The following is a 19,054-nucleotide window of genomic DNA, read 5'->3' as shown; positions in this document are numbered from 1 at the left end:
CTCAGATTTAATTACTGCCCATCCCACCACACTTTGTCCGTCAATTTCACTGATGGTACATTCGATCCATTGGTTGAGATCTCTGAATTAGGATACAGGAACCTTCTTGGCAAACTGGTAATATTATCATTCGCAATCAGCGATATCGCCGGATACCCCGTCCTGCGCCAATCTACCCAGTTCTCTGTAGAGAAATTATTGGCAATATTCTTTTCTTCAATGATCAGTTGCAGCGCATTTGCAGCTGTCAATGTTCCTCTTTTTGATAAATAATTCTGTGCAGCCGTGCTACTGGTATCGATGCCTAATTTCAGCATATTGTTCGTTACGGCTTTCCTGTAAATGGGTTGTGCCGCTGCATATCCTGATACGATGTAAGTGGCTTCTGCTTTCATGAAATCTGCTTCTGCTGCATTCAGTACATAACCGTTCGAAGCAATATCGCCGTAGAAGCTTCCTGGTACAGAAAAGAAATCAATATTACCTGCACCTGATCCGATCACATTACCGGTGTACAAACCTGATTCATTTGCTTTGCTCACCAGGTATGGCAAGCGGGGATCGGCTCTTGATACCAGTGAGTCTACATAATGAGATGCTAATACCAGTGTGGTCGTACTGAAGAAATGGAGGTACCATGGACTGGAAGAGGTACCACTACCTGCATATGGAAAATAGCAATCATCATCATTGCTGCTCATACCACTTTCCAGTGCCGTCAGTGCCAGGGAAGCCTGTGCAGCTGCGGTATGTCCGGGGGCTTTGGTGAGGTGCATATAGTATCTTGCTTTCAGGGTATATGCCATCTTCACCCACTTACTCATATCCCCGCTGTACATATAATCATCTGTACCTGGTTTGCTGCCTTTGCCCTCGTTCAATGCTGTAATAGCGCTGTCCAGCATTAACTGTATTGAATTGTAAATACTTTCCTGCGAATCAAATTTTGGTGTGCTGATACCGGTACCCTCAAATGATTCGGTATAAGGCAGATCGCCCCAGAAATCGGTTGCATTACCCAATGTGTAAGCCATTAATACTTTTGCAATACCTGCATACATACTATTGCCATTCGAAAGTGCCTGTAAGTTCAGCACATGCAGGTTATTCATTTCAACAGTATAAAATGAACCCCAGTAATCATCAAATGTCGAAGTAGTGACCAGGTAATTGGCCGTATTCGGCATGGGCTGATTGGGTACACAATACTGCATCCATTGATTGACCAGTACAGCAGCGTTCCCATTGGCGATATAGGTAGAAGCACCTGCTTCTACAGGGCCTAACAGCAGTTTTTCGGAGACGGTTACTGGCAGGTTGGGATTGTCGTTGACATCCAGGAACTTTTTACATCCCACCAGCATAGAAGCCGTGAAGATAGATATGACGAGGATTGATTTCTTCATGTTCAAGAATTTAGAAAGTAATTTTAAGCGTAGCATCGAATGAGCGGGAAGTCGGTGTGGTAAAGGAATACAGGCCTAAGCTGCTGTTGCTGTTACCCCATGAATTCGCCTCGGGATCAGGACCGGAGAAATTGGATGATTTATGGATCCAGAGATTACGACCTGTCAGTATGATGCTCGCATTTTTGAAAGGCAGATGACTCAGTGTTTTTTGACCTAATGAGTAGGAAAAACTTACATTGCGCAACTTGATATAAGACGCATCCTGTATCACCGCTTCAGTAATACCGCTGATCTGCTGGTAATATTGTTGCCCTGTAACAGACACTGTGTTCTGCTGGTCTGTTGCATCGCTGATGCCTTTCACGACCCTGTCCTGGCGGTTTTCAGTCACCTTTGACACACCATAGAACAGGTTGTATCCATCGTCTGCATTTTGCAACTGTCCTCCTTGCTTGGTATCGAAATAGAAGCTTAATCCGAACTGTTTAAAGCGGAACTGGTTGGTAATACTTCCCATCCATTTTGGAGTCACGTTGCCCAGTATATTACTACCGTCATCTGAGTAAGGTAAGCCAGAAGCATTGATGCGTAACTGGCCATCGGCAGTGCGGGCGAATTTGGTACCTTTCAGTACACCCCATGGCTGTCCGACAATTGCCCAGGTATTACCTAAGCTTGTCTGGTTTAAACCTGCTCCGATCTCTGTTACCTTGTTGTTCATTTTGGTATAAGACATGGTCACATCCCAGCTGAAATTTTTTGTACGGACAGGCGTAGCATTTACCAGTACTTCCAATCCCTTTGTCTGCATTCTGGCAGAGTTGATGGTCGTGCTACTAAAACCTGTCGAATTGGCCAGGGCAATACCCTGTACCAGTCCGTCAGACATTTTACGGTCGAACCAGGATGCTTCAAAACCTAATCTGTTGTCGAGGAATTTCATCTCCAGGCCAAACTCCAGTTCTTTCTGTAATTCATTTTTCAATTGGGCATTACCGAGCGCTGTGCTGATCAGGAAGCCATTTTGCCCGTTGTAAGGGAAGTTCAGGTTACTGCTCACGTCACCATAGATGATTGCCTGGTAGAAAGGGGTGTTTGTCGTATAGGCCCCTACATTATCATTACCTACTATTGCATAGGAGGCTCTGACCTTACCGAAGTTGATGGTCTTTTTAAGTTTGTCAGACAATACTTCTGAGAAGATGAAAGCCGCGGCAGCAGAACCATAAGGATAATACCGGTTGCTGGAAGATAATACGGAGCTACCATCATAGCGACCACTCAGGTTCAGGATCAGGGTTCTGTTATAATCAATTTCGCCTTGTGCGTAGAAACCTACTTTTCTAATGAGTGCAGATGATTCACTGTAGGTAACAGATGAAGCACTGGCCATATTGTAATAGCCGGGTTTTGCCAATCCCAGTCCTGTTGCAGACATAGCATCGTTGTATTTGGAATACACGTTGTTACCCAGCAGCAAACTGGTATTCAGTTTAGTACTGAAATCTTTTCTGAGTTGTACAATGAAGTCATGGTTAAACTGACGCAGGGTTTGATTCATAGATAACACCGCACCATTGGTATACGTTACATCACCTACGTTGATATGATAATGCAGCTGGTCCTGGTACATATCAGCGCCCATTCTTTCAGTAAATGAGAGCCAGTTGGTAGGTGAGTAAACAAAGGTGGCCACGGGCAGGTACCTGTTCACTACAGTTGTATTCAGGATATTGTCCAGCACCCAGTAAGGATTGTTACGTCCTGAACGGTACATGCGTTGCGTGCCATCAGCATTCAGGTAAGGTTTCAGGTTGTAGGAAACAGGCGCTGCGAAGATGGTCCAGAGTGGATTTTCCAGTCCCCATCCCTGTGGCATAATATTGTTTTTAACAGAGCTGTAAGTAAGCTGAAAAGTCGCAGACAGGTTACTTAAGATCTGTGTCGTGTATTTGGCGAAGAGGTTGTGTCTTGTATAGTCTGTATTGGGAATGGTACCCTGCTGGTTAAAATAGGTGTATGACAGGTAATAGCTTGAAGATGCATTACCGCCTTCAGTAGCAATCGTGTTATTGGTAGACACGCCTGTTTTAAAGAACTCTTTGGCCTGGTTATGAAAAGCAACTTTCTCTCCGTTCACACGAAGTGTATCCATGCGGGGACCCCATGAATTTTTATTTTGTGTAGCGGTGGTTAAACCGTCGAAGTAAATGCCGTGTTCACCTTGTGCATAGGACGTCTGGCGATCGGGGAGATAAGACTGTTCAAAGGAAAGCCCAGAAGATAAAGTCACGCTGGGTTTACGGTTAGTACCTCCTTTCCTGGTGGTGATCAGTACAACACCCCTTGCACCGGCAGAACCATAGAGGGCGGTAGCAGCCGCGCCTTTCAGCACGTTGATGCTTTCGATCACATTGGGGTCGATATCAGAAAGGCGATTGGAACCTGATCCGCCGTCTTTAGGGTTGTCAGTTTCATCATTGTTGACAGGTACACCATCCATTACGATTAAAGCCTGGTTTTCGCCATTTAAAGACGTAATACCACGTACTACGATACGGGAAGAGGAGCCGGGCATACCAGAGGAATTGGTGACCTGTACACCGGATACTTTACCAGCCAGTGTATTCACAATATTGGGCTCTCTGGAACGCAGGATCTCTTCACTCTTTACTTCCTGGGAGCTAAAAGTGAGATTACGTTTTTCTTTCTTTACACCCAGTGCTGTTACCACGACTTCATTGAGGTCGCTGGCGCTTTCAGAGAGAACGATCTGCAGCGTGGAGCCGGTGCCTACACCCACTTCTTTGGTGAGAAAGCCTACAGCTCTTACGACGAGGGTCGCAGATGGTTTGACTTCAAGTGAAAATACACCATTCTTGTCTGTCACTGTCCCTTTGTTTGTGCCTTTGATGTTCACTGTAACGAAGGCGAGGGGGCTTTTGTTTTCATCGGTCACTGTGCCTTCTATCACCCTGCTTTGCGCAAAGGTGAGGGCACTAAATAGCAATCCCGCCAGCATAGCTGACAGGTAATATGAAAATCTCTTCATATAACGGATGTTAGAAATTGGTTTTTAACTGAAATAAAACTCTCTACAGACCATCTGCGCAAATGGCCTTCAATATTATTGTTCCTGTTTATGATGTACGACTTAGACTCACTTCAAATGTAATAGGTGGGAATTCTTATCTTTTTATCGCAATTAACTATCTATGTTCGGATATTAACCAGAATGGGGTAAAAACAAAAAGTCCCGCTTTAATAAGCGGGACACGATGGAAAAAGATTTCAAAAAAAACGATGATCAATAAATGTTGACTTTAAATATTCCGTCCGTTAATGGCTCTTCTTTCTCGCCATTTTTTAAAATGCCGGCAAATGTGCCTTCGGCATACTTACTATTTATGCTTGTAATTTTAATTGTCGCTGTAGTACTGAGATAAGATGCAACATTGGCAGATAAAGACGGGGACCAAAGTATGAAGGCGCCGCTTTCCTGTGTATAGGTCCCTACCGCAAGGCTATCAGGGAATATAACAGTGAGTGCAATGTGCTTGGTAAGGTTACTGGTCAGACCTTCAATGGTGAGGACTTTCTTGCCTATTACTGTGGTATCGGCAGCATAACCAGTCGCGGTGTTTGCTGAATAAGCAGTGCCATCAAACGCGAAAGTTAATGATCCCGATGTTAGCACTGCTTTGTCTTTCTGACATGCGCAAAAAGAAAGCAACAGGCACAGAAGTCCCAGGAGGGAACTAGGTTTCATAGGATAGTAAAATTTCAATAGGTATAGAGATAAATAGGACTGCAAAATACATAGAAATCGGATGAATTAAATAAAAGATTTATAAGTTTTTTAACAGGTATGTTCACAATAAGGGCGAACTGGTTGTAAATGAGAGAGAAACAAAATTGTCCACACTTTCCACAAATTGGTATGAAATTAACCTTTTGTGATGATTTCTGAGTTTAACTAGATAATTTTATCAAAATGCCAGCGATATTATTCAATAAAAAAGACTGGCCGGAACCAGTCTTTTTCGATCTATATAGATTTTAACTTAGGCGTCAATCTTTGCATACTTGGCGTGAGATTCGATGAATTCTCTACGTGGAGGTACTTCATCGCCCATCAGCATACTAAACACGCGATCTGCTTCGGCAGCACTTTCGATAGTAACCTGCTTCAGTGTACGGTTCTCGGGATTCATAGTAGTTTCCCACAGTTGTTCTGCGTTCATTTCACCCAAACCTTTATAACGCTGGATAGTCACGCTATCTTCCTTACCGTTAGCCAGTTGCTGGATGGCTGCTTTACGGTCTTCTTCTGTCCATGCATAGATCTGTTCCTTGCTTTTCTTCACCAGGTACAGGGGTGGTTGTGCAATGTACACATAGCCTTGTTCTACCATCGCCTTCATGTAGCGGAATATGAACGTGAGGATCAGTGTCGCAATGTGGCTACCATCCACATCGGCATCCGTCATGATGATCAGCTTGTGATAGCGGAGTTTAGCGAGGTTCAGTGCTTTATCATCTTCTTCAGTACCGATGGTCACCCCAAGGGCGGTGAAGATATTCTTGATTTCTTCGTTTTCGTAGATCTTGTGCTCCATGGCCTTCTCTACGTTCAGGATCTTACCACGCAGGGGCAGGATGGCCTGGAAACTACGGTTACGACCTTGTTTCGCCGTACCACCCGCGGAATCACCCTCGACCAGGTACAGTTCACATTTCTCAGGATCATTCTCAGAGCAGTCTGCCAGTTTACCAGGAAGGCCGCTACCACTCAGTACACTCTTACGCTGTACCATCTGCCTTGCTTTACGTGCAGCTTCACGGGCCTGGGCAGCGAGTACTACCTTGTTGATAATGGTTTTGGCTTCACGTGGATGTTCTTCCAGATAAGCATCGAGTACTGCAGCTACAGAACTGTCTACCACACCCATTACATCGGAGTTACCCAACTTGGTTTTGGTCTGGCCTTCGAACTGTGGTTCAGGTACTTTCACGCTGACGATGGCACTCAACCCTTCACGGAAGTCATCACCGGTTACCTCAACCTTGGTCTTCTCGAACATTTTGTTCTTATCACCATAGCTCTTGAATACACGGGTGATAGCACGGCGGAAACCGGCTACGTGTGTACCACCTTCAATGGTATTGATATTATTTACATAAGAGAAGATGTTCTCAGAGAAGGAGTCATTATAGATCACCGCTACTTCTACAGCTACATTGCTGGAAGGATCGTGTGCTTCAATAAAAATAGGCTCGGGCAACAGGCCATTGCGGCGACCATTGCGATCCAGCATAGATACGAACTCGATGATACCACCTTCACTGTAGAAGGTTTCGCTCACAGAGTTACCCTGGTCATCTTTCTCACGGTCATCCGTCAGCACGATGCGAATCTTTCTGTTCAGGTAAGCCAGTTCACGCAGACGGCCAGCCAGGATCTCCCTGTTGTAGGTAGTATCCTTGAAGATCTCGCCATCTGGTTTGAAATGTACAGTGGTACCGGTTTCTTCGGAAACACCGATTTCACGTACCGCATATTGAGGTATACCGCGGGAATATTCCTGTTCGAACAGTTTACCTTCACGTTTTACAGTCACATGCAGCAGGGTACTCAGTGCGTTTACGCAACTCACACCCACACCATGCAAACCTCCGGATACCTTATATGTATTCTTGTCAAATTTACCACCTGCGTGCAGTACAGTCATTACCACTTCCAGTGCCGAACGGCCTTCTTTGGTATTCATCCCTGTAGGGATACCACGACCATCATCCACAACCCTGATCGAGTTGTCCTCGCAGATAGTGACTTCGATATTTTTACAATAACCTGCCAGTGCCTCATCGATCGAGTTATCCACCACTTCATATACAAGGTGGTGAAGACCTTTTACGCCAATGTCACCAATGTACATCGCAGGGCGTTTACGCACCGCTTCCAAACCTTCCAGTACCTGAATGCTATCCGCATCATAGCCGCCTTGGGCTGGACTAGTTACTTGCGCTAATTCGTCGCTCATATTTGGGTGAAAATGTAGTTTAGAGTTGAATTCTCGTGAATTGTGCAAAAATACGAAAAATGAGCCTTATTTCAATGTTTAATGTGCGAATTAAATGATGTATCGATGGGTTATTTTTCCACCTCGTTTATTCACATGTTAATTATTATATAGGCGAGTGCTCGCCGAGCACGGTTTCCTTGATTCCTGTAAAAAGAGTCTTCCACACCAGGTTAAAGAACGATTTATTAGGATCCCTGGTATAATGGGGATGTGCAATTCTTGTTTCCCCCTTGCCCGGATTCTCGTCTTTGATAACCAGCATGTTGGCTATAAAACTAATCAGGCCCTTCCTTTTAAACTCATGGCTGCCGTCTTCTTTCTTCAGGATATTGACCTTCAGGTCTGAGTAAAGGAACTTTACTTCGCCGGTGGTACCCTGCTCATTGCCTGTCATACTAAAGCTGAGGTCGTTGATCTTGCAGGATTTTACTTCCACCATACCCAGTGGTTTCATCACGGGGTTCAGTTCCCTGCCGTCCATATTGGTTACCTGGCCGGTTACCGAGAAGGCGCCATTGTTATTTTTCAGTCCAAAGCCAAAGTGCGCTTTCAGTTTGCCACTCTTCATCAGCACGGCATCCAGGTCGATTGTGAGCATGGGCCTGCGGGCAATGACGGTGTCTATATTAGTAACGTTCCGGAAAATGCCATGCACCTGTTTGAAACTGAGTTTCCCTGCTTCCTGGGACTTTGGATTGATCTCTGTGTACAGGATATCGGTTCGCTTGCCAATAATGGTATCTATATTAATAGGTAGCGCTACTTTTAGCAGTATCTGGTTCGGGAATTTCCCGAGTTTGTTTCCGGGAGACGGGGGAAGATTCCGGTTATGGTAAATGTCCAGGTTCCCGCTGTTGATAACCACCTTCCCTGCCTGAAATACCTGGTTCTCAAGGAGCAACCTGGGCTCCAGGTTGGTAATGTCAATATCGTTCAGGTGTACATCGAAACGGTCCCGCTGGTAAACGGATTTGATGTCGAACTGTTCCCTGTTATACCGGGGATCGACCTGGAACTGCCCTATTTTGATGCTTCTGTCTTCCGCACTGTAATGTACATCTCTCACATGCATCCAGTAAAGGCTGTCCGGGGTCCGGTACTGGTAATTTTTCAGATCAATAATATAGTTACGGGCATACAGGAAACGGGTAGGGTCCTGCAGCGCTACTGAGTCGATCAGGAAATCCTTGATCTGTACACTCAGTTCATTGAGCTGTGTATAAATAAGGCTACTGTCCTTTTTGATATAGGTATACTTCAGGTTGGTATTGTCAAGTTGAAGATTGCCCAGGTGAATGGAGGATATCTTGTCGGAAATGTTCTGATAGGCATTCCGGGGTTTGGTGGTATCGATGTTCCGGGTGTTGAGTTCCAGTACGATACTTGGATTTCGCAGGATCAGCGAGGTCGCACTCAGTTGCTTTTTGTGGAAGTACCGCCATACTTTGAAGTATTTCAGGTTGACTTCGTCAGCACTGAGGGTATAGAGGAACCGGGGAGCCCTGTGTTGTTGCTGTAAGCGGGCATAGACAGCGGAATCTCTGACCAGGCTTACTTTTTCAATACCCAGGCTACCTGTAATGAGGTTCAGGTGCAATTTATCGTACTGGAGGTTATACAGGCTATCAGACATCTCGAGCACATAACTCTTGAGCTGCACACGGATCTGGTGGTCCCAGCGGTGGGCCAGGTACCAGGCGGTTGCCATAACTAACAGGATAAAGCTGGCCAGGATGATCAGGGCTTTCTTCCAGAATCTTTGTATAAAGGATTTTCTTTCCATTAGGGATGTGTGAACGAATTTCATACCAGTAACCCACTCAAAGATAAAAGTAGTGGATGTTATCTTAAGGCTATTTCCATTTTATCTCTGGGAAATATGGATAACCCCGGGGTTTCCCGTAAATATCCCATAGATATTCCGTAGATAACCCGCCTCTTATTAGATGCAGGTTATTGGCGGCTTATATGCGGGTTATAGGCGGGATATCTGCGGGTTATCTGCGGGATATCTCTGAAGAAGCGCTATAGATCTGTTATTGGAGGAGACCATATACATAATCGCCCAATCCGGGGGTTTCCAAAAGGAAACTACGTGTTTTGGTCACCTCACTGTCATAATCGTTTCCATTAAAATATGATTGACTATTTTTGTCAGGATTTTAACATTAGATCAGGAAATTGAAAGAGTTGCAGGACATATTAGCATTGGCTATCCGCCAGCCGGCGATGAGCGACCAGCTTGAGTTGGTTGTATCTGATAGTGTGGCTGTACCTGACTGTCTCGATTTCACCTTGCAGCGGTTTACATATGACCGCCCTTTGCCGGTAGACGATATTGCGATGGTGGTGTATCAGCCGGCTAAAAGAGGTCAATCTGCTGCTGTGGAGCTACGCTATTGTGTAGCTGGAAATAAATATTGTCAAAATCCAGGATGTACAGACCAGGTATGCGCACATAAAAAAGATAACTGTAATCAAAAGCAGCCATCGATCGACATGATCACAGTGCGTTTCCAGCCGTCGTTTATACAGACCCTGCAGAAGGGGTCTACGACCAGTACCCTGTTTGACATGCAGTCACGTAAGCCATTCGTCAAGACAATAGCTCCCAGTACCAAGTCGAAACAGGTATTGGAGCAGATGGTACATCATAACTATGATGGGGCTTTGAAGAATATCTTTTTGCAGAGCAAGGCGCTGGAGTTGTTATTATTCAGCTCTGACCAGTTTGTGCAGAATGACACAGATGACCGTTTTGGTTGTCGTTTCCTCACCCACATGGAAGACCGTGGAAAGATTGAGAAGGCAAAGGATATCCTGCTGGAGCAGCTGGATGCGCCTATTACCATTCGTGATCTGGCCCGTAGGGTGGCGATGAACGAGTGTTACCTGAAGAAGGGATTTAAGGCGATGTATGGTACCACTATATATGACTATTTCCAGAAGGAAAGAATGGAAAAGGCGAAAGGACTGCTGTACGAAAAGGGAATGAGTGTGAGTGAAGTGGCGATCCTGATGGGGTATTCCTGTATTTCCCATTTCTCCACTGCGTTTAAGAAGCATACCGGATTAAAGCCTTGTGAGTTGTTATTGCGTTAATAATCAATTTATTATATAAAGAAGCCTCCTGTCATACAGGGGGCTTTTTTTTTCTGAAGATGGTTGTCATCCCTGTTGATGAATGCTGTTTTTCGGGCATGTTTTAAACGGGAGAAGAGGTTTTCCCTTTTTGATCATTACTTTTCCCGAATTGAAAAAGGAAGTGTGGAAGATTGATGCATCTTTGTATCACGATCGGCAGATATCTATCCTGATCCTCCTTATAAGCTTCCTTATCAGATTTGACCATGGGGAAGGCTTACCGGGCAAAAAAATTGAGTAAAGCCATTATTTTGCACCTCAAACACCATATTTGACCTTTTGAAAGTGCGTTTTTTGTCAGGTAAGTCTTCTACCGTAATTACATAAAGCCGTCTCGTATTATACGAGACGGTTTTTGTTTCTAATTTTAGATGCAAAAAAAAGGGTTCACCGCAGGTGAACCCTTTTTTTTCGCCGCATGGTTGTAGACCATTGGCTGACTTAAGTATCTTGACGCAGGAGGATAACCGGATGACTAAAAAAAGAAAACCCCGCCCAAAAGAGCAGGGTCTGTCCTATTTATCCCTATACCTATGAAATACTAATTAGTGAAAGTAATCATTCTGCAATGGTACCAGCCTCATTAATCAACACTGCTTTTTGTGTACCGTTGTCCTGAATATTTACCTTGTAATAAGAGGCAATATCTGACCTTTCAATTTTCCAGCCATCTTTGATGGTGGCGGTCGGATACTTAGCTTTTACACCTGTTGCAACTGCTTGTGGCAGGGTTGCTTCTGTATAATTGCTGCGGGTTGCAATCCATTTACCATCTTTATCAAACTCCGCGGTTGTCTTCACTTCATTTCTGGTAAAGTTAGCTACCCAATTGCCTCCGTAGTTTTTAGTCCACCTGGCGTCCGTACCTGCAAAGTTCTGTTGAAAAGAATCTTTTACAACTGCCGGAGCTGCCATTTCTGTCTTAGCAACTACTTTCTTTGTTTTTTTTGCTGATTTTTTTTGTGCAAAAGTTGTGCCGGAAGTAACAAGTGCCACAAAAAATATAAAAACTAACTTTCTCATAATTGATCAGATATGGTTACAATTTCTGGTTTATCAATCTTTTGGGTTAAGTTTTTCAACTTATGTTTTTCTTCCGACGTTAGTTACCAAAACAATGCCAAGATTCAGTGGCGAATCAATGCGTTGTAAAAGTACAAAAAATATTCAGCAATTAAAATCAAATGGTTTACTTCTTTGTTTTTAGTCCTTATTTCCTTATAAGAGCCGGCTAAAATCCGTAACTTTGCAGAATTTTAATCAACATACTTATTAACGTCAAAGGGCGCATAATTGTTTTATGAGCAGCAAATATCAGGAATATAATCAGCTGAATTTACCGCAGATAGCGAAAGATGTATTGGCTCGCTGGGAGCAGGAGCAGGCTTTTGAGCAGAGTGTATCGCTGCGGGAAGGCGCGACCCCCTTCGTTTTTTATGAAGGTCCGCCAAGTGCTAACGGCTTACCGGGCATTCACCACGTCATTAGCCGTACGCTTAAGGATCTTGTGTGCCGTTATAAGACGATGCGTGGCTTCCAGGTGAAGCGCAAAGGCGGTTGGGATACCCACGGTCTGCCTGTGGAATTGGGTGTAGAAAAAACGCTCGGCATTACGAAAGAAGATATTGGAAAGACGATTTCCATTGAAGAATATAACAGGACCTGTCGTACTGAGGTATTAAAATATAAAGATAAATGGGATGACCTGACACGCCAGATGGGGTATTGGGTAGATCTTCAGCAACCCTATGTTACTTTCGAGAACAATTACATTGAAAGTCTCTGGTGGTGCCTGCAGACATTATATAAGAAAGGACTCCTGTACAAGAGTGTAAGCATTCAGCCTTATTCTCCTGCTGCGGGTACGGGTCTGAGTTCTCATGAATTGAATCAACCCGGTACTTACAAAGACGTAAAGGATACGACAGTCGTAGCTACTTTCAAAGCAATTGAATCAGACAGATCCGCTTTCCTGTTCGAGATTGCCCGTAAAGTTGATCCTGCTGCCGAAGTGTTCTTCATGGCCTGGACCACTACCCCCTGGACTCTGCCTTCCAACCTGGGCCTGACTGTAGGTGCAAACATCGAGTATGCACTGATCCGTACTTTCAATCCTTATACCGGCCTCCCACAGTTTGTCGTAATGGCAACTGCCCTGACCGGTAAGTACTTTAAGAAAGAAGGTGAAGACGGTGATTTCGCTGCCTATAAAGAAGGTGATAAAGTCATTCCATGGCAGACGCTGGCAGTTTTCAAGGGCAGCCAGCTGGAAGAAATCCGCTATGAGCAGTTATTACCTTACGTGCAGCCTGAAGAAGGCGATCCTTTCCGTGTGATCCTGGGCGATTTCGTTACCACCGAAGATGGTACCGGTATCGTGCATACCGCCCCTGCTTTTGGTGCGGACGATAACAAGGTAGGTAAGAAGTATGGCCTGGGTATCCTGACGCTGGTAGATCGTCAGGGTAAATTCCTGGATACTGTAGGGGAATTCGGTGGCCGTTATGTGAAAAATTATAAAAGCGATCCGGATTATAAAGATGTCGATGTTGATATCGCTGTCAAACTGAAGAAAGAGAACCGCGCTTTCAGGGTGGAGAAGTATGAACATACATACCCTCACTGCTGGCGTACAGATAAACCTGTATTATATTATCCGCTGGATGCCTGGTTCATCCGTACCACTGCGATGAAAGACAGGATGGTAGAGCTGAACAAAACGATCAACTGGAAGCCTGCTTCTACAGGTTCCGGACGTTTTGGCAACTGGTTGGAAAATATGGTAGACTGGAACCTGAGCCGTAGCCGTTATTGGGGTACCCCGCTGCCGGTTTGGCGTACAGAAGACAATGAGGAAGAAATCTGTATTGGTTCTGTGGCAGAACTTCGTGAAGAGTTGTCAAAGTCACTGGCTGCTGGTATTATGCAGGTACCTGCTGATCAGAAAGATGCCGCTGCTTACATCGAGCACCTGACTTCTGATCTGCACAAGCCATTTGTAGATAATATCATATTAGTAAGTGCATCTGGTAAACCCATGCGCCGTGAGCCTGATCTGATCGATGTATGGTTCGATAGCGGTGCCATGCCTTACGCACAATGGCACTTCCCATTCGAGAACAAAGAAACTTTTGAGCAGAACTTCCCCGCCGACTTCATCGCTGAAGGGGTGGATCAGACCCGCGGATGGTTCTATACCCTGCATGCACTCGGTGCGATGTTGTTTGACAGCGTAGCTTACAAAACTGTGGTCTCTAACGGACTCGTCCTGGATAAGAATGGCAACAAAATGAGTAAAAGGCTCGGCAATGTGGTCAATCCATTCGAAACACTGGAGTCTTTTGGTGCAGATGCTACCCGTTGGTACCTCATAACCAATGCTTCTCCATGGGATAGCATGAAATTTGATATTGAAGGCATCCGTGAAGTACAACGTAAGTTGTTCGGCACCTTGTACAATACCTATAACTTCTTTGCCATGTATGCGAACCTGGACAACTTCGGGTTCAAAGAAGCATACATCCCGCTGGAGCAGCGCCCGGAAATCGACCGCTGGATCATTTCCCTGCTGAATACGCTGGTAAAAGATGTTACAGGATTTTTTGATGAATACGAGCCTACTCAGGCTGGAAGGGCTATACAGAGCTTCGTAGACGAACATCTGAGTAACTGGTATGTACGTCTCTGTCGCCGTCGTTTCTGGAAGGGGGAATACGAACACGACAAGATCTCTGCTTATCAGACCCTGTTCGAATGTCTCGAAACCCTGTCCAAACTGATGGCGCCGGTATCACCGTTCTTTGCAGACTGGTTATTCAACAACCTGAATCAGGTAAGTAAACGCAGTGACAGGGTATCTGTACACCATGTAGATTTCCCTGCCGTCGTAACTACAGCAATCGACGCGTCACTTGAAGAAAGAATGCAGCTGGCACAGGATATCAGCTCCCTGGTGCTGTCTCTCCGTAAAAAGGTAAATATTAAAGTACGTCAGCCGTTACAGAAAATATTGATCCCTGTACAGGATGGACACCTGAAGGACCAGGTGGAAAAAGTGGCTCACCTCATAAAAAGTGAAGTCAATGTGAAAGGTATTGATTATCTTACGGAAACCGCCGGTTTCATCAAGAAAAAGATCAAGCCAAACTTCAAATCCCTGGGTAGTAAAATGGGGGCAAAAATGAAAGCAGTGGCAGCAGCTATTACCGCTTTCACAGATGCAGATATAGCAGTATTAGAAAGGGACGGACAGTTTAACTTGCTGATCGACAATGAGCAAATGCCTATAGTGTTATCTGACGTTGAAATCATTTCAGAAGACATTCCTGGTTGGACTGTAGCTAATAAAGGCGCCTTAACGGTTGCGCTGGATATTACTATTACCCCCGAACTGCTCGATGAAGGCAATGCCCGTGAATTGGTAAACCGTATCCAGAAAATCAGGAAGGATAATGATTTTGAACTGACTGACAGGATACAGGTAAAAATGGCGGTTGCAGATAGCCTCAAGTCCGCGATTATTAACTATAATGACTATATTTGCACGGAAATTTTGGCAGATAGTGTGGAATTAGTGCCGGAATTACAGGATGGAGTTGAAATTGAAGTTAATGATTTGACATTTAATGTATTAGTTAACAAAAAAAGCTAATCCCCATGGCAACAGGCAAAAAAGTTGCTATTAGTAAGACCCGTAAGGCAGTACCGGCTTCAAAAGCTACGGTAAAGCAGGCTACACCCGCAAAGAATGCGGCTCAGGCATCTTCTGCTAAAAAGGCAGCGGTCCAGGCTGAAAAATCTACTGCGAAGACTGTAACGTCGAAAGCCCCTGCAAAACCCGGAAAAACGGTGGCTACCCCAAAGGCTGTTGCCAGTAATAAAACAGTTACAAAAGCATCCCCTTCCAGCAAATCTGTAGCGAAACCAGCACCTGCCCCGGCTGCACCCACAGCTAAGCAGCCCGTTAAAGCAGCTAAGGCGCCCGTTAAGCCGGCAGCTGCGAAAGTGACTGATACAAAGCAGAAAGTGGTTGCGCCCGCCGCACCTGCTGAAAAAGAAAAACTAATTTCCAAGCCAGAAGAAAAAGAAGTAATAATGCCAGTAAAGAATAATAAAGAAAAAGAAGAGAAGGAAAAGGCAGTAGCAAAAGATGCCGGCAAGAAAACAGCTGAAAAAGCGCCTGCGAAAACAGAAAAAGCACCTGTAAAGGCTGAAAAACCTGTTGAACGTGTGGAAAAAGCTGATAAGAAAGCCGGTTCCAAAGCGAACACCCTGGTTACTTACCAGCCAGAATTCACTAAGTCCGTATTGGACCAACCTGAACAGCCTTCCGGACCGATCTATCGTTACAGCGATGCAGACCTCCAGGAATTCAAAGACCTGATCACCAAAAAGCTGGAAGCAGCGAAGAAAGAACTGGTTTACCTGCAAGGCCTGATCACCCGCAAGGATGAAGCTGGTACTGACGATACTGAAAACAAATACATGAGCATGGAAGATGGTTCCGGTTCTCAGGAAAGAGAACAGCTGAACCAGATGGCCAGCCGCCAGATCCAGTTCATCGATCACCTGGAGAAAGCAATGATCCGTATCGAGAACAAAACTTATGGTATTTGTCGTATGACCGGTAAGCTGATCGATAAGGCAAGGCTGCGTGCAGTTCCTCATGCTACCCTGAGTATCGAAGCTAAATTGGCTAAGAGCAAGTAATTTTCTCTTCTATAAGATAAAAAGAAAGCCCGGATGTACCATCCGGGCTTTTGCTTTGCAATATTATCGCGGTAACTGAACTATACCAGCATTCACCTATTTGAATTCCTGCATTTCTACCAGTTTCTTGTAAATCCCATTCACTGCGATCAGCTCTTCGTGCGTACCCTGCTCTTTGATCTCTCCCTGGTCCATTACCACAATGATATCTGCATGCTGAATGGTGGATAACCTGTGTGCGATCACGATAGTCGTACGATTTTCCATCAGCTTGTCCAGTGCATCCTGCACCAGTTTTTCTGATTCGGTATCCAATGCAGAGGTGGCCTCATCCAGGATCAGGATCGGTGGATTCTTGAAAATGGCCCTGGCAATGGTGAGACGCTGACGCTGCCCGCCACTCAGTTTCATCCCCCTATCTCCTATCACGGTATCATATCCTTCTTCCTGTTTAATAATGAACTCGTGTGCATTGGCAATCTTTGCCGCCCTGATCACTTCTTCCTTGTCTGCATTTTCCTGTCCGAAGGCGATGTTATTGAAGATCGTGTCGTTAAAAAGGATAGCTTCCTGCGATACCATACCCATGAGTGCGCGGAGGTCGTGCATTTTCACATCACGGATGTCCTTGCCATCTACCATGATCTTGCCCCCCTGTACATCGTAAAAGCGCGGCAGCAGATCTGCCATCGTGGTCTTTCCTGCACCACTCTTACCTACCAGCGCCACCATCTTCCCCTTCGGAATTTTGAGGCTTACGTTTTTGATAACAGGTGCTTCGTTATACCTGAAAGTGATATTGTCGTAAACAATGCTATCGTTGAAGGCAGTTAGTGACTGCGCATCCGGTTTGTCCTTGATCGGATTGTCAAGATCAATGATACGCAGTACTCTTTCTCCGGCAGCAAGGCCTTTGGGAAGTGCTGTAAACGCAGACCCAATGTTCTTGGCAGGCGCTAGGATCTGGAAATACAGGGCCAGGTAACCAATGAACATACCCGGATCGAGATTACTCCTATGATTCAGGATCAGGTAACCACCATATAGCATGATCACCACAACCACGAGTACCCCAAGAATTTCGGATACAGGAGATGCCATTTCTCGCTGGTTTTGTATATTCTTAACTGTTTGTGCAAAAGCAGCGTTATCGTTATCAAACTTCTCCCGAATGAACTTTTCCCCGTTGAAAGCTTTGATGATGCGTATACCAGACAGCGTTTCTTCTGTCACATTCAATAACCTACCCAGCAAACCCTGGCTGATATTGGACTGTCTTTTCAGTTTCTTGGATACGCTGCTGATCAGCCAGCCGGAGATGGGGAAAAACAGGATACAGAAAACGGTTAGCTCTTTCGAAATTACGAACAGTGCAATAAAAGTAGAGATGATCACCAACGGATCCCTGAAGAGCGTTTGCAACGAGGTAGCCACCGAGTTTTCTACTTCTACCACATCAGAACTGATCGTGGAGAGCAGGTCACCCTTCCGCTCATCGTGAAAGAAACGAAGAGATTGTGTGCTGAACTGATCAAACAGCCTTTCGCGCATTTTCTTCACCATGCTGACACGCATACGTGTCAGTACCTTCTGGCTCAGGTAGCCGAAAATATTTTTGAGTACGATGGTAGCAAACAGCACAATACATACATATACCAGTACGCCGAATTTCCCCGCCTCTGTCGTTAGCTGCTGGTTCAGGTAATAATAGAAAACATCTTTTACATATCCAAAGCTCAGGGAGAACTCCGGTAAATGAGTGACCACTGCCTGGTGGCCTGTGTCAAACAATGCATTCATCATGGGAATGAGGAGGGTAAAGTTCATGATTCCCAGTATGGAATAGAGGATGATATAAACAATGTATTCCGGAACGTAGTGGTGATAAGGTCGGGATAAATCCAGCAACCTAAAAAATGTCTTCATCTTTTACTTTATTTTATATCGTATCGCGCATGCGTGTTTCCGTATCTTTGCGGGAGAGACGAGAAACAGGGCTGCAAGTTACTACAATATTAATAGTGATGTTCCCCTGGTTTCTTTACATCTCAATATTAACAATTCGTATAATATGCAGGAAAGCAAGAGACAGAAACAAATAGGACAACTGTTACAAAAAGAACTGAGTGATATATTTCAGCGTCATGGATTCAATGTGATAGAAGGGGGCATGATCTCCATCTCCGCAGTGCGTGTGACCCCGGATCTGCTGGAGGCGAGGGTATACCTGAGCATGTTCCAGATCAGGGATAACCACGAAATGATCAACAGGATCAAAGAACAGATGGGTGTGATCAAGAGAGACCTGGGCAATCGTGTAGGCAAGCAGTTGCGCCGTATTCCGGAAATTACCCTCTTCCTGGACGACACGCTGGATTACGTGTTCAAAATGGAAGAACTCTTCAAGAAGATTAACGATGACGATGCCGGGAAGGAAAACAAATAGGAATTTCAGCTAAAAGTATGATCTGGCAGTTCGCATCCCGGTATTTCAGGGCCAAAAAGAGTACTAACGCCATTAATATTATTGCATGGGTGAGCGTATCGGCTATAGCAGTCGGTGTGGCTGCCCTGATTATTATCCTCAGTGTATTCAACGGTTTTGAAGGGCTGGTGAAGTCTCTCCCACGCGGAACGCAACGCCCGTTATCCCGATAGTCGACGAGCCGACGCAGCCCATCCGACCGGTCGCGCCGTGCTGTTCGC

Annotated in this window: 12 protein-coding genes; 5 read left to right on the top strand and 7 right to left on the bottom strand. The window is 45.1% G+C overall.

Annotated elements, in window-relative coordinates:
* Positions 1–11 precede the first annotated feature (11 nt).
* The 5 genes from ABDW33_RS28410 to ABDW33_RS28390 form a co-directional block, all read right to left on the bottom strand.
* On the bottom strand, positions 12–1,406 hold the full coding sequence (locus ABDW33_RS28410; RefSeq protein ID WP_343693475.1) for a SusD/RagB family nutrient-binding outer membrane lipoprotein: 1,395 nt from the start codon (positions 1,404–1,406) through the stop codon (positions 12–14).
* A 10-nt stretch (positions 1,407–1,416) separates the two neighbouring features.
* The gene (locus ABDW33_RS28405) at positions 1,417–4,461 is read right to left on the bottom strand and encodes a SusC/RagA family TonB-linked outer membrane protein (protein WP_343693474.1); all 3,045 of its coding nucleotides are present in this window, start codon (positions 4,459–4,461) and stop codon (positions 1,417–1,419) included.
* A gap of 255 nt (positions 4,462–4,716) precedes the next feature.
* Positions 4,717–5,178 (bottom strand): hypothetical protein, encoded by a 462-nt coding sequence (locus ABDW33_RS28400; protein ID WP_343693473.1) that lies wholly within the window; start codon positions 5,176–5,178, stop codon positions 4,717–4,719.
* A gap of 295 nt (positions 5,179–5,473) precedes the next feature.
* Positions 5,474–7,453, bottom strand: coding sequence for a DNA topoisomerase (ATP-hydrolyzing) subunit B (gene gyrB / locus ABDW33_RS28395; RefSeq protein ID WP_343693472.1), 1,980 nt, complete (start codon positions 7,451–7,453; stop codon positions 5,474–5,476).
* 145 nt (positions 7,454–7,598) lie between these two features.
* Positions 7,599–9,278 carry a hypothetical protein gene (locus ABDW33_RS28390; protein ID WP_343693471.1) on the bottom strand — a complete coding sequence of 560 codons (1,680 nt, stop codon included), beginning with the start codon at positions 9,276–9,278 and terminating at the stop codon, positions 7,599–7,601.
* A 407-nt stretch (positions 9,279–9,685) separates the two neighbouring features.
* On the opposite strand from ABDW33_RS28390, the gene ABDW33_RS28385 reads away from it, so the two are divergent.
* Entirely contained in the window at positions 9,686–10,597 is a 912-nt protein-coding gene (locus ABDW33_RS28385) for an AraC family transcriptional regulator (RefSeq protein ID WP_343693470.1), read from the top strand.
* A gap of 600 nt (positions 10,598–11,197) precedes the next feature.
* On the opposite strand, the gene ABDW33_RS28380 is transcribed toward ABDW33_RS28385, so the two are convergent.
* Positions 11,198–11,662: a PepSY-like domain-containing protein gene (locus ABDW33_RS28380; protein WP_343693469.1), complete on the bottom strand. Its 465-nt coding sequence runs from the start codon at positions 11,660–11,662 to the stop codon at positions 11,198–11,200.
* 277 nt (positions 11,663–11,939) lie between these two features.
* Here ABDW33_RS28380 and ileS point away from each other — a divergent pair, with 277 nt between their 5' ends.
* Complete coding sequence (gene ileS, locus ABDW33_RS28375; protein WP_343693468.1) at positions 11,940–15,290, top strand: isoleucine--tRNA ligase; 3,351 nt, start codon at positions 11,940–11,942, stop codon at positions 15,288–15,290.
* 5 nt (positions 15,291–15,295) lie between these two features.
* Entirely contained in the window at positions 15,296–16,348 is a 1,053-nt protein-coding gene (locus ABDW33_RS28370; RefSeq protein WP_343693467.1) for a TraR/DksA C4-type zinc finger protein, read from the top strand.
* Between the two features lie 96 nt (positions 16,349–16,444).
* Here the strand turns inward: ABDW33_RS28370 and ABDW33_RS28365 are convergent, their stop codons facing one another.
* On the bottom strand, positions 16,445–18,274 hold the full coding sequence (locus tag ABDW33_RS28365; RefSeq protein WP_343693466.1) for an ABC transporter ATP-binding protein: 1,830 nt from the start codon (positions 18,272–18,274) through the stop codon (positions 16,445–16,447).
* A gap of 145 nt (positions 18,275–18,419) precedes the next feature.
* On the opposite strand from ABDW33_RS28365, the gene rbfA reads away from it, so the two are divergent.
* Both rbfA and ABDW33_RS28355 read left to right on the top strand, forming a co-directional pair.
* Positions 18,420–18,794 carry a 30S ribosome-binding factor RbfA gene (gene rbfA, locus ABDW33_RS28360; RefSeq protein ID WP_116852728.1) on the top strand — a complete coding sequence of 125 codons (375 nt, stop codon included), beginning with the start codon at positions 18,420–18,422 and terminating at the stop codon, positions 18,792–18,794.
* A gap of 17 nt (positions 18,795–18,811) precedes the next feature.
* Positions 18,812–19,006: a hypothetical protein gene (locus ABDW33_RS28355; RefSeq protein ID WP_343693465.1), complete on the top strand. Its 195-nt coding sequence runs from the start codon at positions 18,812–18,814 to the stop codon at positions 19,004–19,006.
* The last annotated feature ends 48 nt before the right edge of the window (positions 19,007–19,054 follow it).

The sequence above is a fragment of the Chitinophaga sp. genome, from assembly GCF_039596155.1.
Taxonomy (GTDB): Bacteria; Bacteroidota; Bacteroidia; order Chitinophagales; family Chitinophagaceae; genus Chitinophaga.
Note: the sequence above shows the minus strand (reverse complement) of the source record. Positions and strands in the feature narration are given on the sequence as shown.